Source organism: Klebsiella sp. BDA134-6 (assembly GCF_015601345.1).
Taxonomy (GTDB): domain Bacteria; phylum Pseudomonadota; class Gammaproteobacteria; order Enterobacterales; family Enterobacteriaceae; genus Klebsiella; species Klebsiella grimontii.
Genome location: NZ_CP064784.1, coordinates 5,127,604 through 5,141,429 on the forward strand (window position 1 = coordinate 5,127,604; position 13,826 = coordinate 5,141,429).

Consider the following 13,826-nt stretch of genomic DNA (forward strand, 5'->3'; position numbering starts at 1 on the left):
TTAGTTAAGCCATCAACCACTTCTGCCAGCTGGCGCTGACCTGTTCGCGCTCCTGGCTAAACGCCTCTGGCGCCACGTTCCCCGGCTGCTCCTGCAGAGCCAGGTGATGTAGCGCATCGCGCAGCGTGGTGTAAGCGTGAGTTAACGCCCTCGCCTCTGCCTCGTCCATAATGTCATTCTGCGCCAGCAGTTCCAGAATACGGACGTTATCGGACCAGCGCGTGAGCTTCGGTTTATCACTGGCATAGCGTAGGACCAGATACTGGGTAATAAATTCAATATCGGTGATTCCCCCGGCATCGGCTTTAATATCAAAGCGATCGTGATGCTTATTCCCCAGATGAGCGCGCATTTTTTCACGCATTTCCCGCACTTCTGTTTGCAGTTTTTCGCCTTCTCGCGGAGCGGTGAGAATATCCCGACGAATGGCGTCAAAGCGCGTCTGTAGCTCAGGATCGCCGTACACTACGCGGGCGCGAACCAGCGCCTGGTGCTCCCAGGTCCATGCCTCGTTTTGCTGATAATCAGCAAAGGAATCGGCGGTAGTCACCAGCATGCCCGCCGCGCCAGAAGGACGTAAGCGAGCGTCCACTTCGTACAAAATGCCCGACGAAGTGCGAGTGCTGAAAAGATGCATGATGCGCTGGGCCAGGCGCAGATAAAACTGACGACCGTCGATTTCGCGCTCGCCGTCGGTCATCACCTCCATCGGACAATCGTGGAGGAACACCAGGTCGAGATCGGAACTGTAGCCCAGCTCCCAGCCTCCGAGTTTACCGTAGCCGATCACCGCAAAACCGCGCCCCTGGCGATCGTGCAGGTGCGTCGGCTGCCCATAGCGGGCCACCATCTGCAGCCAGGCTTGCTGGACCACCGCGTCAATCATCGCCTCCGCCAGCCAGGTCAAGTGATCGCTCACTTTCATCACCGGCAGGGTTCCGGCGATATCGGCCGCAGCGATATGCAGCAGCTGCGCCTGCTTAAACTGGCGCAGCGCCTCCAGCTGCTGCTCTTCATCCTCTTCCGGTACGCGCAGCAGATACTGCCGAAGCTCGTCGCGATAGGCATCGGTGGCCGTCGGTTGATAAAGCGTATTCGGGTCCAGTAGCTCGTCCAGCAGCAGCGGATGGCGAGCCAGCTGGCTGGCGACCATCGGCGACGCCGCGCACAGGCTAATCAGGTGCTTTAACGCGCCGGGGAATTCGCTCAGTAGTTCCAGATAGGTTGTGCGGGTGACAATCCCGGTGAGCAGCGGCGTAATGCGCGCCAACGGCACCGGGGCATCGGCGCGCGAACAAATTTCGCTGAGCAGGTGCGGCATGAGCTGGTCAAGCACCTGGCGGCCGCGCGGACCAATCGTGCGCCGGTCCAGCTCTTTACGAAAATCGGCGATCAGCGCCAGCACGCTGCGGCGATCGCTGTCGGCAAGATGCGCCAGCGCCGGGCTGGTATCATCCTCCTGCAGCGCGTCCTGCCACAGTTCGCGCCAGTACTCTTCAAGCTGTTCATCCGGCGACTGGGTTTCATCATCGCCAATCAATTCATTAAACACGCGCCGCACGTTGGCCATCTGCTCCGCCAGCCGCGCGCTGAGCGCATCCCAGTCGGCAGCCCCCATCCCCCAGGCCAGCCGGGCGCGATTAAGTTCATCCTGGGGCAGGGTTTGCGTCTGCTCGTCGTTGATGCTTTGCAGCAGGTTTTCCAGGCGTCGCAAAAACAGATAGGCTTCGCGCAGGCTCCGCGCATCGCCTTCCGGCAGCAGGTGCAGCTCTTCGATAGCGGCCAGCGTCGGCAGCAGGGCCCGCTGTTGCAGCATCGGCTCGCGACCGCCGCGAATCAGTTGGAAGACCTGGACGATAAACTCCACTTCGCGGATACCGCCCGCGCCAAGCTTGATATTATCCTTCAGACCCCGGCGGCGCACTTCACGGGCGATCATTCCCTTCATGCTGCGCAGTGACTGAATCACGCTGAAATCAATATAGCGGCGGAAGACAAACGGCCGCAGCATGGCGCGCAGCTCGCTGGCGTAAACGCCATCGTTATCGCCCATGATTCGCGCTTTTACCATCGCGTAACGCTCCCAGTCGCGCCCCTGCTCCTGGTAATAATCTTCCAGCGCGGCAAAGCTCAGCACCAGTGGGCCGCTGTCGCCAAACGGGCGCAATCGCATATCCACGCGGTAGACAAAGCCATCCTGGGTGGGCTGATCCAGCACCTTAATCAGGCGCTGTCCGAGACGGGTAAAAAACTGCGCGTTATCCAGCTCACGACGGCCGCCGCGGGTGGAGCCGTGCTCCGGCCAGGCGAAAATCAGATCGATGTCGGAGGAGAAGTTCAGCTCGCCGCCGCCGAGCTTGCCCATGCCGAGGATCAGCAGCGGCTGCGCTGAACCTTCAGCATTACACGGCGTCCCCCATTCGCGACAGCAGGCGGCGTAAAGCCAGTCGCGCGCGGCGACGATTAAGGTCTCCGCCAGCGCGCTTAGCTGCTGCAAACTGCTCTCTTCGCTGACCAGCGATAGCGCCTGGGCCCAGGCGATGCGCACCATAATCCAGCGGCGAAACTGGCGCAGCTCGCGCATCAGCGCGGCCTCATCATTGACCTCGGCCAGGCGAACCTGCAGCCACTCGGCGTAGTGGTGCCACTCCAGCGCCTCGGGAGGCGAACTTTCAAGTTCCGCCAGCCATTGCGGCTGCGCGATCAGACTCTGCTCGACAAAATCGCTGAAGGCCATAACCGATTGCGCCCGTTCGCTCAACGTCGATACGGGAAAATCCGCTGGCAGTCGGTCTACAACCGTCTGCCAGTGCTGCTGTAACTGCGAAGAAAGCGGCATCTTAGGGGCTCCCTGGCCTGAAATTATCGTTTTCCACTATGCAGCCAGAACGGCTCCGCTGCCAGCGCCTGGCGACGAAAATATTCGATAACGCTACTGTCGTTATGCGCAATCGCCCGGCGGGTCTCTTGCCAGTTTTCCAGCCACGGCCCGGCGACGTCGAGATAGGCTCCGGATAACAGCTGAACGGTGTCAATTTCGCGGGTCAGGCGCGGAAGCTGATCGACATAACCGTCAGCGGACGGCTGGCGAAAGGTGTTTTTCAGCTCCGCCGCAGCTCTGGAGAGCTGAATATCAGCGAAGCGTTTAAACGATCCGGCAATTTTCTGCTCCCCGGCAGCGTTCAGGAAAGGACGCCAGCCGCGGTTTACTAGCAGATCGGTGAGCGTCAGCTTGGCTCTGACGGTCGCCACGCTGAAAAGCGCCGCCTGGGCCGTTTCGGCCTCGGCCAGCGCCGTTTCGGCTTCATTCAGACGCTCACGCAGCAGCGTGGTGGCCTTGCGCGGGACAATACCGCCAAATAGCACCAGCGCGTGCCGCACGCGGCCAATAGCGTGCAAAATCTCCGCTTTCGCTTTCGCATTGCCGCGATTGAGGAGTTCATCATGATACAGCCAGTGCGCGAGCGCGCTTTCCAGCGCCGCTTCCAGCGCCTGTTCGACGCTGGCCTTCGGCGCGACGCGAAGGATCGTTAACGCGGTCAGCGGACGTTCTTCATTACCCTGCGCCAGATGATAACCGCGCGCCGCCTTGCTCAGGCTACCCTGGCGCAGTACGCCGGTATCCAGCAGGCGACGGGCAAGGGTCAGAATGTCCTGCGTTTTACCGGACAGCAGTTCCAGCTCCAGTTCACAAATCGGTTCCTGATGCTCGCCGGCTGTCACTTCGCCGCGGTCGAGCGCGATTTCAATTTCGCTGTCGCCTTCCTTGACCACCCATCTTTCACGCGCAAAATCGGTGTTGAAAAGCGGCTGTACGTTCTGTGCGAGCTCCGCCGGCAGTTCCCCCTGCGGCCAGACCTCAGCCGGCAGTTTCTCCAGCGCCAGCTCCGGCGTGTCCAGCGGAATGTTGTATTCCGGACGCTGATGCAGGCCGCCGACGACGCGCCCGGCGATTTTCAGCGTCATTTCATAGCGCCCCTGGTCACCGCGAATGCGTAGCCCCATGTCGTGGCGGCGCAGCCAGTTATCCGCCGTTTCATAGTAAATATTCAGCAATTGACCCGCGGGCGTATGCTTTGCCTCCAGCGTACTGAGGTGCTGACGCAGCGCGTCAACGCCATCCTGAGCGACGATAAACTTTAATTCGATTTCTTGAGCCATGACTGAATTCTTCCGCTTATATGCTGTGCCGGGAAATTGCGGCGAACTAACAACGATATTTCTTGTCAGTAAATAGTATTTTGCGGCGAATCGCCATGCAATGCGCATTTTGCCGGGCCACCTCCTGGATGATTCCGATTGTGGCGGAAAACTTTGCGTCGCTTCGGCGATGCCACTACTATCGTTCAACTTTTTATGACCAAACGATGACCTGATGCCTAAATTACGCCTTATTACATTGACTTTGCTGGCGCTGAGCGCCGCCACGGCGGTTCACGCGGAAGAAAAACGTTACGTTTCAGATGAACTGAATACCTGGGTGCGCAGCGGTCCAGGCGATAACTATCGTCTCGTGGGCACCATCAACGCCGGGGAAGAAGTCGCGGTGCTGCAAACCAACGACAGCACTAACTATGCTCAGGTACGCGACGGCAGCGGCCGTACAGCCTGGATCCCCCTGAAAGAGCTGAGCAACGAGCCCAGCCTGCGCACCCGCGTGCCGGATCTGGAAAACCAGGTCAAAACCCTGACCGACAAACTCAACAACATCGACACCACCTGGAACCAGCGCACGGCGGACATGCAGAAGAAAGTCGCCGGTAGCGACGCCGTGATTAACGGCCTGAAAGAAGAGAACCAAAAGCTGAAAAATGAGCTGGTTGTCGCGCAGAAAAAGGTAAACGCCGCGAATCTACAGCTTGATGACAAACAGCGCACCATTATCATGCAGTGGTTTATGTACGGCGGCGGCGTGCTAGGCGTCGGCCTGATCCTCGGACTGGTGTTGCCGCACCTGGTACCGAGCCGCAAACGCAAAGACCGTTGGATGAACTAATTCGTCTTCTCTGCCAGACTTACGTATCATCGTAAGAAAATGAAGACGGGAGAGTAAGGCGTGAAGGTTTATCTGGTCGGTGGTGCAGTACGAGATGCGTTATTAAGGCTACCGGTTAAAGACAAAGATTGGGTCGTAGTTGGCGCCACGCCTCAGCAACTTCTCGACGCGGGCTACCAGCAGGTAGGCCGTGATTTTCCCGTGTTCCTTCATCCGCAAAGCCGCGAAGAGTATGCCCTGGCGCGTACCGAGCGCAAGTCAGGTTCTGGTTACACCGGCTTTACCTGCTATGCCGCAGCCGACGTTACCCTTGAACAAGACCTGTTGCGCCGCGATCTGACGATCAATGCGCTGGCCCAGGACGCCGACGGCCAGGTTATCGATCCCTACGGCGGCCAGGCTGACTTACGCCAGCGCCTGTTGCGCCACGTCTCGCCCGCCTTTAGCGAGGATCCGCTACGCGTCCTGCGCGTGGCGCGTTTTGCCGCCCGCTACGCGCATCTGGGGTTCCGCATCGCCGATGAAACCATGGCGCTGATGCGCGCCATGGCCGATGCCGGCGAGCTGGCGCACCTCACGCCTGAGCGGGTGTGGAAAGAGACGGAAAGCGCCCTTTCCACCCGCAATCCGCAGGTCTTCTTCCAGACATTACGCGACTGCCGCGCGCTCAAGGTGCTGTTCCCGGAAGTCGACGCGCTTTATGGCGTACCGGCCCCGGCTAAATGGCACCCGGAAATCGACACTGGCCTGCACACGCTGATGACCGTCACCATGGCGGCAATGCTCTCGCCCGAAGTGGATGTCCGTTTTGCCACCCTATGCCACGACCTGGGGAAAGGGCTGACGCCGAAAGCGCTCTGGCCGCGCCATCATGGTCACGGCCCGGCGGGGGTTAAGCTGGTCGAGCAGCTCTGCACCCGCCTGCGAGTACCAAACGACATTCGCGACCTGGCGAAGCTGGTCGCCGAATTTCACGATCTGATTCATACGCTGCCTATCCTGCAGCCGAAGACGCTGGTCAAGCTGTTCGATAATATTGACGCCTGGCGCAAGCCGCATCGTGTCAGACAAATCGCGTTAACCAGCGAGGCCGACGTGCGCGGGCGCACCGGCTTTGAAGCCTGCGATTATCCGCAGGGACGCCTGCTGCTGGAAGCCTGGGATGTTGCCCGGTCGGTCTCAACAAAAGAGGTGGTTGCCGAAGGTTTTCAGGGCGTTGAGATTCGTGAAGAGCTGACGCGTCGGCGAATTCAGGCCGTCGCCCGCTGGAAAGAAAAGCGTTGCCCTCAGCCGCGGGACTGAGGGCGGGCGCTTAGAAGAAGACCACGTAGACCGCTGCCGCGACAATAAAGCGGTAGATGGCGAACGGGATAAACGAAATACGTTTAATCAGCTGCAGGAAGGTTTTAATCGCAATCAGCGCAACGATAAACGCCGTGACAAAACCGACGGCAAACATCGGAATATCGCTGGCGTTCAGGAACCCGATGCTCTTGTACATATCCAGTACGGTTGCCCCCATCATCATCGGCACCGCCAGCAGGAACGAGAACTCAGAGGCTGCATAGCGGCTTACGCCCATCAGCATCCCGCCGGAAATCGTCGCTCCGGAACGCGAGAAGCCCGGCCATAGCGCCAGACACTGGAAGCAGCCGATGACGAACGCCTGACGATAGGTCATATCATCAATGCCCACCGCGCGCGGCTGTTTTGGCTTCAGCACTTCCGCCGCGATCAGCAGCACGCCGCCCACAATCAGCGCATACATCACGTTAATCGGGTTAAACAGCGACTTGATGGTATCGTGGAAAATCAGCCCCAGCACCACCGCCGGGATCATCCCCAAAAGAATATGGATAAGCGACAGGCGACCGCTGCCCTGGCCTTCATGTTCAGGCTTTTTGCCAAAATGAATGCCGATTAAGCCAAACAGACGGCGCCAGAACATCACCACAACGGCCAGAATGGAGCCAAGCTGAATCACTACTTCAAAAGTATTTGCGGTATCGCCTTCAAAACCCAGCAGATGACCGACAATAATCATATGACCAGTACTGGAGACAGGTAAAAATTCTGTCAAACCCTCAACCACACCCAATATTGCCGCTATCAGCAGCGAGTGTATATCGCTCATCCAATTAAACCCTTTAAAAAGTAAAATGAAAAAAACCAGGAACGAAGAACCGAGCTATCAGGCGTGCTTATTTGGCCGCAGACAGCGCGCAGAAAAATGAGCGTACAGGTTGTACGCAAGGATTTCGAGCGCTGTTCTGGAACAAAACGGCAAATAGCATAGCCTGATGGTCGGATTCTATGACCGGTATAAACACACTTTGTTTAACGAGTATGACCTGAAAAGTTTTGTTTCAGATTAAGGCCACGTTCAATAATGACGCCAACGTTGGCCGCTCGCGCTACCGCGCCGGGCTTGCTGACTTTAATACGTACCCATGGTGATTGAAACTTTTCCAGCAGCAGGTCGGCTATCTCTTCCGCCACGCGCTCCACCAGCGCAAAGCGCGCTCCCTCAACGTGGTTGATCACCAGCTCACTGATATCAGCATAGCTGAGGCAATCGTTGACATCATCACTGGCCGCCGCTTTACGGTTATCCCACGCCATTTCGATATCGAACACCAGCTTCTGTTCGATGGTTTGTTCCCAGTCGTAAACACCAATCGTGGTGATTACCGAAAGTTGCTCTATAAATACAATATCCATCACGACCCGCCTGCTTTTTGACTAAACCGGATACCACTTCTGGCCAATTATGCGTATTATCCACAGATGCAAAGACATCCCCTAAATAATTTGCGTTGCAGTAAGACCGCGACGCGGCAAGGCTCCAGGCGCATGGCATTGCGATGCGTCCGGGCGGGCCAGCGCGCCGACGGCGCTGGGGATAAACCAACTCTTTCTAAATGGAACAGCTGATGAGTGCAATCGCGCCTGGACTGGTTATCCTCGCCTACCTCTGCGGCTCAATCTCCAGCGCCATTCTCGTTTGCCGCCTCGCTGGCCTTCCCGACCCCCGCGACAGCGGCTCCGGCAATCCAGGGGCGACAAACGTCCTGCGAATTGGTGGCAAAGGCGCAGCCGTAGCGGTGCTTATTTTTGACGTACTGAAAGGCATGCTGCCGGTCTGGGGCGCGTGGGCGTTAGGCCTGACGCCGTTCTGGCTCGGCCTGGTGGCGATCGCCGCCTGCGTGGGCCATATCTGGCCGGTATTTTTTAACTTTCGCGGCGGCAAAGGCGTGGCGACCGCCTTCGGCGCCATTGCTCCTATCGGCTGGGATCTTACCGGCGTGATGGCCGGAACCTGGCTGCTGACGATTCTACTTAGCGGCTACTCCTCTCTTGGGGCCATCGTGAGCGCGCTGATTGCGCCCTTCTATGTCTGGTGGTTCAAACCGCAGTACACTTTCCCCGTTTCGATGCTGTCTTGCCTGATCCTGCTGCGCCATCATGACAACATTCAGCGTTTGTGGCGTCGTCAGGAAACCCGCATCTGGTCTCGTTTCAAAAAGAAGAAAAAAGCGCCGGAGCAGAAATAGCCTTTGCTTCGCCACAACTCGCGGCAAGGCGGCAAGTGAGTGAGTACCGATGAACTTACTCCAGTCAGTGATTCGGGCGAGCGACAAATCTGCCGGGAGCAGATTTGAACGTCGCTTGCGACGGCCCGGCAGGGCGAGGCCCATGGATGGGCCGAGTAGCCCGTTGCCAACGCGGCCATGGCCCGAAGTATGACGGGCATAAGCTTTTCATATGACCGGGATGGTTAGCCCCCGATCAATACTCTTCGCTGCTGTTTTATCTTGATTTTGCAGGGGCGCGACATTGCACGGCACCGTGTTACCACAGAATAAAAAAGGCTGGCAGGCCTCGCTGGACCTCCAGTTTCAATTTCTCGGCGGGAAAACCACGCTCGCCTCCCGTCGTCATGTCGGTCCCCTCACCGTTCAGCGCCCGTTTTACCCCGAAGAAGAGACCTGCCATCTCTATCTGCTTCATCCGCCCGGCGGCATCGTCGGCGGCGATGAGCTCACCATTAGCGCGACCATTGATCCCGATTGCCATACGCTGATAACTATGCCCGGCGCCAGCAAGTTTTATCGCAGCAGCGGCGCGCAGGCGCGGCTTCAGCAAACCCTGACGCTGGCCGAAAACTCGACGCTCGAGTGGCTGCCGCAGGACGCGATCTTCTTTCCCGGCGCCAACGCCTCGTTGCATACCGCATTTCATCTCGCCGCCTCCAGCACGCTGCTGGCCTGGGACCTGCTGTGTCTTGGCCGGCCGGTCATCGGCGAAGCCTTTAGCCACGGCGCGCTTGCCAATCGCCTGGAGGTGTGGGTCGACGGCTCTCCGCTGCTGATTGAGCGCCTTAGCCTGGCCGATGGACAGCTGGCCTGCGTCGCGCAGCAGCCATGGGTGGGAACGATGCTGTTCTACCCGGCGAACGAAACGCTGCTGGAAGGCGTACGCGAAAAACTTACGCCGCTGGCAAACTACGCCGGCGCGACGCTCACCGACGGCCTGCTGACGGTACGCTTTCTAAGTGACGATAATCTGCGTTGCCAGCGGGCGATGCGCGATATCTGGCAATTTATGCGCCCGCACCTGACCGGCAAATCTCCGGTACTTCCCCGAATCTGGCTGACTTAAGAGAACGCTATGGAACTGACACCCCGAGAAAAAGACAAGCTGTTGCTGTTCACCGCCGCGCTGGTGGCGGAGCGTCGCCTGGCCCGCGGCCTGAAGCTCAACTATCCCGAATCCGTGGCCCTGATTAGCGCCTTTATTATGGAAGGTGCGCGCGACGGCAAAAGCGTCGCCGAGCTGATGGAAGAGGGGCGCCACGTCCTGAGCCGCGATCAGGTCATGGAAGGCGTGCCGGAAATGATCCCCGATATCCAGGTCGAAGCCACCTTCCCGGACGGCTCGAAGCTGGTTACCGTCCATAACCCGATAATCTGAGGTAGCGCGATGATCCCAGGAGAATATCAGGTAAAACCCGGCCAGATAGCGATTAACGTCGGCCGCGCCACCTGCTGCATTATCGTTGAAAATCACGGCGACCGGCCGATTCAGGTCGGCTCACATTACCACTTCGCCGAGGTCAACCCGGCGCTGAAGTTCGATCGCCAGCAGGCGACCGGCTATCGCTTGAATATCGCCGCCGGCACCGCAGTGCGCTTCGAGCCGGGCCAAAAACGCGAGGTGGAGCTGGTGGCGCTGGCCGGAACCCGCGCGGTGTACGGTTTTCGCGGTGAGGTGATGGGCGCGCTGGAGGCAAATGATGAGTGAAATATCACGTCAGGCCTATGCTGACATGTTCGGCCCTACCACCGGCGATAAAGTTCGCCTGGCTGACACCGAGCTGTGGATCGAAGTCGAAGATGATTTGACCACCTACGGCGAAGAGGTCAAATTTGGCGGCGGTAAAGTGATCCGCGACGGAATGGGACAAGGACAGATGCTTTCCGCCGAGTGCGTGGATCTGGTGCTGACCAACGCCCTGATCGTCGATTACTGGGGGATCGTCAAAGCCGATATCGGCGTCAAAGACGGACGGATCTTCGCGATCGGCAAAGCCGGCAACCCGGATATTCAGCCCAACGTCACGATCCCTATCGGCGCGGCCACGGAAATTATTGCGGCGGAAGGCAAGATCGTCACCGCCGGCGGCGTCGATACGCATATTCACTGGATCTGTCCGCAGCAGGCGGAAGAAGCGCTGGTCTCCGGCGTTACCACCATGATCGGCGGCGGGACCGGCCCGGCGGCAGGCACCAACGCCACGACCTGCACGCCCGGGCCGTGGTACATCTCGCGGATGCTGCAGGCAGCGGACAGCCTGCCGGTCAATATTGGCCTGCTGGGTAAAGGCAACGGCTCGAATCCCGACGCGCTGCGTGAGCAGGTCGCGGCCGGGGTTATCGGCCTGAAAATTCATGAAGACTGGGGCGCGACCCCGGCGGCAATCGACTGCGCGCTGACCGTGGCCGACGAAATGGACGTGCAGGTAGCGCTGCACAGCGATACCCTCAATGAGTCCGGATTCGTTGAGGATACCCTGGCGGCCATCGACGGACGCACTATCCATACTTTCCATACCGAAGGCGCGGGCGGGGGCCATGCGCCGGATATTATTACCGCCTGCGCGCACCCCAATATTTTGCCGTCATCGACCAACCCGACGCTGCCCTATACCGTCAACACCATTGACGAACATCTGGATATGCTGATGGTTTGCCATCACCTCGACCCGGATATCGCCGAGGACGTAGCGTTTGCCGAATCGCGCATTCGGCGTGAAACCATCGCCGCGGAGGACGTCCTGCACGACCTCGGCGCCTTCTCCCTCACCTCGTCTGATTCGCAGGCGATGGGGCGCGTCGGCGAAGTGGTGTTGCGCACCTGGCAAGTAGCGCACCGCATGAAAGTTCAACGCGGACCGCTGGCGGAAGAGAGCGGCGATAACGACAACTTCCGCGTGAAGCGCTATATCGCTAAATACACCATTAATCCGGCGTTGACCCACGGTATCGCCCACGAAGTCGGCTCGATTGAAGCCGGTAAACTGGCGGATCTGGTGCTGTGGTCCCCGGCCTTCTTCGGCGTGAAACCGGCAACGATCGTTAAAGGCGGCATGATCGCCATGGCGCCGATGGGCGACATCAACGCCTCTATCCCAACGCCGCAGCCGGTACACTATCGCCCGATGTTCGGCGCGCTGGGCAGCGCACGTCACAGCTGCCGTTTGACCTTCCTGTCGCAGGCGGCGGCGGAAAACGGCATCGCTGAACGGCTGAACCTGCACAGCGCGACGGCTGTGGTGAAAGGCTGCCGCGCGGTACAAAAAGCCGATATGCACCACAACGGTCTGCTGCCCAATATTACCGTGGATTCGCAAACCTACGAGGTGCGCATCGACGGCGAACTGATTACCAGCGAACCGGCGGACGTGCTACCAATGGCGCAACGTTATTTCCTGTTTTAAGGAGCGCACATGCTTTATTTAACCCAACGGGTGGAGACACCGGCGCAGGCCACCGCCAGCGTTACCCTGCCGATTGACGTGCGGGTAAAAAGCCGCATAAAAGTCACGCTTAACGATGGTCGTCAGGCGGGCCTGCTGCTACCGCGCGGCCTGCTGCTGCGCGGCGGCGATATTCTCAGCAACGAAAACGGCAGCGAGTTCATTGAAGTGATCGCCGCCGATGAAGCCGTTTCGGTCGTACGTTGCGATGACCCCTTTGTGCTGGCGAAGGCCTGCTATCACCTTGGCAATCGCCACGTACCGTTGCAAATTATGCCCGGCGAGCTGCGCTATCATCACGATCACGTCCTGGACGATATGCTGCGCCAGTTTGGTCTGGCCGTGGATTTCGCGCATCTGCCGTTTGAACCGGAAGCCGGTGCCTACGCCAGCGAGTCGCATGGCCATCACCATCATCACCATCATGAGCACAGCCACTAAATGCCGACGCCGGAAAAACGTCTGCGCTTGATGCAGCTTGCCAGCAGCAGCCTCCCGGTTGGCGGCTACAGCTGGTCCCAGGGGCTGGAGTGGGCAGTGGAAGCGGGCTGGGTAGCAGATACCGCCGCCTTTGAGCACTGGCAGCTGCGGCAGATGGAGCAGAGCTTTTTTACCGTCGACCTGCCGCTGTTTGCCCGCCTCTACCGGGCCTGCGAAGCGGGCGATCTGGCCTGCGCCCGGCGCTGGACCGCTTATCTTCTCGCCTGCCGGGAAACTCGCGAGCTGCGCGATGAAGAGCGCAACCGCGGCGCGGCCTTCACCCGGCTGCTGGCCGACTGGCAGCCGGACTGCCCGCCCGAGTGGCGCAAGCTGTGCCAGCAAAGTCAGCTAACCGGCATGGCGTGGCTCGGCGTACGCTGGCAAATCGCTATTCCTGACCTGGCCCTGAGCCTTGGCTATAGCTGGATTGAAAGCGCGGTAATGGCGGGCGTCAAGCTGGTGCCCTTTGGCCAGCAGGCGGCCCAGCAGTTGATTCTGCGCCTGTGCGACCGCTACGCGGCGGACATGGACAGCGCCCTTGCCGCCCCGGACGACGCCCTCGGTTCGGCGACGCCGCTTGCGGCTATCGCTTCCGCCCGGCACGAAACCCAGTATTCCCGATTATTCCGTTCTTAGGAGAAGGTATGAACATGATTAAGCAACCGTTGCGCGTCGGCGTCGGCGGCCCGGTCGGCTCCGGAAAAACCGCGCTGCTGGAAGCCCTTTGTAAAGCCATGCGCGACACCTGGCAGCTGGCGGTGGTCACCAACGACATCTATACCAAAGAAGATCAGCGCATTCTCACCGAAGCCGGTGCCCTGGAGCCTGAACGAATTGTCGGCGTCGAAACCGGCGGCTGCCCGCATACCGCTATTCGGGAAGATGCGTCGATGAACCTTGCCGCGGTGGAAGCGCTGAGCGAGAAATTCGGCAATCTCGATCTCATCTTTGTGGAAAGCGGCGGCGATAACCTGAGCGCCACCTTCAGCCCGGAGCTGGCGGATCTCACCATCTACGTGATCGACGTGGCGGAAGGGGAAAAGATCCCGCGCAAAGGCGGACCAGGGATCACCAAATCCGACTTCCTGGTGATCAACAAAACCGATCTTGCACCGTACGTGGGCGCGTCTCTGGAAGTGATGGAGCGCGATACCCTGCGCATGCGCGGCGAACGCCCGTGGAGCTTCACCAACCTGAAAAGCGGTGACGGCCTGCAAAATATCATCGCCTTTATCGAAGACAAAGGCATGCTCGGCAAGTAACCCCTGCACCATCCCGGCGCAGAGGTGTCGGGATGGTGCACGCCCTGCC

The 13,826-nt window shown here is 59.3% G+C and carries 14 protein-coding genes and 1 pseudogene; 10 read left to right on the plus strand and 5 right to left on the minus strand.

The genetic code is table 11. The annotated features are described in order from the left end of the window. Positions 1–4 precede the first annotated feature (4 nt). Positions 5–2,839: a bifunctional [glutamate--ammonia ligase]-adenylyl-L-tyrosine phosphorylase/[glutamate--ammonia-ligase] adenylyltransferase gene (gene glnE / locus IYV58_RS23710; protein WP_195729296.1), complete on the minus strand. Its 2,835-nt coding sequence runs from the start codon at positions 2,837–2,839 to the stop codon at positions 5–7. A gap of 23 nt (positions 2,840–2,862) precedes the next feature. After that, positions 2,863–4,161: a CYTH domain-containing protein gene (locus tag IYV58_RS23715; RefSeq protein WP_049112692.1), complete on the minus strand. Its 1,299-nt coding sequence runs from the start codon at positions 4,159–4,161 to the stop codon at positions 2,863–2,865. 214 nt (positions 4,162–4,375) lie between these two features. Between IYV58_RS23715 and IYV58_RS23720 the strand changes: the two genes are divergently transcribed. Next, complete coding sequence (locus tag IYV58_RS23720; RefSeq protein WP_004125329.1) at positions 4,376–4,996, plus strand: TIGR04211 family SH3 domain-containing protein; 621 nt, start codon at positions 4,376–4,378, stop codon at positions 4,994–4,996. Between the two features lie 60 nt (positions 4,997–5,056). Beyond that, positions 5,057–6,298, plus strand: a complete 1,242-nt coding sequence (locus IYV58_RS23725; protein WP_142469400.1) for a multifunctional CCA addition/repair protein — start codon at positions 5,057–5,059, stop codon at positions 6,296–6,298. A 10-nt stretch (positions 6,299–6,308) separates the two neighbouring features. On the opposite strand, the gene bacA is transcribed toward IYV58_RS23725, so the two are convergent. Together bacA and folB are read right to left on the minus strand one after the other, a co-directional pair. Further along, a complete protein-coding gene (gene bacA, locus IYV58_RS23730) occupies positions 6,309–7,130 on the minus strand; it encodes an undecaprenyl-diphosphate phosphatase (protein WP_004125333.1) in 822 nt (273 codons plus the stop codon). A gap of 203 nt (positions 7,131–7,333) precedes the next feature. Then, positions 7,334–7,717: a bifunctional dihydroneopterin aldolase/7,8-dihydroneopterin epimerase gene (folB, locus tag IYV58_RS23735; RefSeq protein WP_004125349.1), complete on the minus strand. Its 384-nt coding sequence runs from the start codon at positions 7,715–7,717 to the stop codon at positions 7,334–7,336. A 212-nt stretch (positions 7,718–7,929) separates the two neighbouring features. On the opposite strand from folB, the gene plsY reads away from it, so the two are divergent. Beyond that, complete coding sequence (plsY, locus tag IYV58_RS23740) at positions 7,930–8,550, plus strand: glycerol-3-phosphate 1-O-acyltransferase PlsY (protein ID WP_004125351.1); 621 nt, start codon at positions 7,930–7,932, stop codon at positions 8,548–8,550. 210 nt (positions 8,551–8,760) lie between these two features. Here plsY and IYV58_RS28410 read toward each other — a convergent pair. Beyond that, positions 8,761–8,844 (minus strand): annotated as a pseudogene (locus tag IYV58_RS28410) (short-chain dehydrogenase); the annotation flags it as partial. On the opposite strand from IYV58_RS28410, the gene IYV58_RS23745 reads away from it, so the two are divergent. From IYV58_RS23745 to ureG, 7 genes are read left to right on the plus strand one after another with little or no spacing between them, the layout of a single operon-like run. Further along, the gene (locus IYV58_RS23745; protein WP_004125353.1) at positions 8,834–9,658 is read left to right on the plus strand and encodes an urease accessory protein UreD; all 825 of its coding nucleotides are present in this window, start codon (positions 8,834–8,836) and stop codon (positions 9,656–9,658) included. The pseudogene IYV58_RS28410 and the gene IYV58_RS23745 sit on opposite strands and share 11 nt — an antisense overlap. Positions 9,659–9,667: 9 nt before the next feature. After that, positions 9,668–9,970 carry an urease subunit gamma gene (locus IYV58_RS23750; RefSeq protein ID WP_004125356.1) on the plus strand — a complete coding sequence of 101 codons (303 nt, stop codon included), beginning with the start codon at positions 9,668–9,670 and terminating at the stop codon, positions 9,968–9,970. 9 nt (positions 9,971–9,979) lie between these two features. Next, positions 9,980–10,300 carry an urease subunit beta gene (locus IYV58_RS23755; RefSeq protein ID WP_049112561.1) on the plus strand — a complete coding sequence of 107 codons (321 nt, stop codon included), beginning with the start codon at positions 9,980–9,982 and terminating at the stop codon, positions 10,298–10,300. Continuing rightward, positions 10,293–11,996: an urease subunit alpha gene (ureC, locus tag IYV58_RS23760; RefSeq protein ID WP_195729713.1), complete on the plus strand. Its 1,704-nt coding sequence runs from the start codon at positions 10,293–10,295 to the stop codon at positions 11,994–11,996. The genes IYV58_RS23755 and ureC overlap by 8 nt, the downstream gene beginning before the upstream one ends. A gap of 9 nt (positions 11,997–12,005) precedes the next feature. Continuing rightward, complete coding sequence (gene ureE / locus IYV58_RS23765) at positions 12,006–12,476, plus strand: urease accessory protein UreE (protein ID WP_004125362.1); 471 nt, start codon at positions 12,006–12,008, stop codon at positions 12,474–12,476. Beyond that, complete coding sequence (locus IYV58_RS23770; protein WP_004125365.1) at positions 12,477–13,151, plus strand: urease accessory protein UreF; 675 nt, start codon at positions 12,477–12,479, stop codon at positions 13,149–13,151. An 8-nt stretch (positions 13,152–13,159) separates the two neighbouring features. Then, the gene (ureG, locus tag IYV58_RS23775; protein WP_004105899.1) at positions 13,160–13,777 is read left to right on the plus strand and encodes an urease accessory protein UreG; all 618 of its coding nucleotides are present in this window, start codon (positions 13,160–13,162) and stop codon (positions 13,775–13,777) included. Positions 13,778–13,826: the final 49 nt, after the last annotated feature.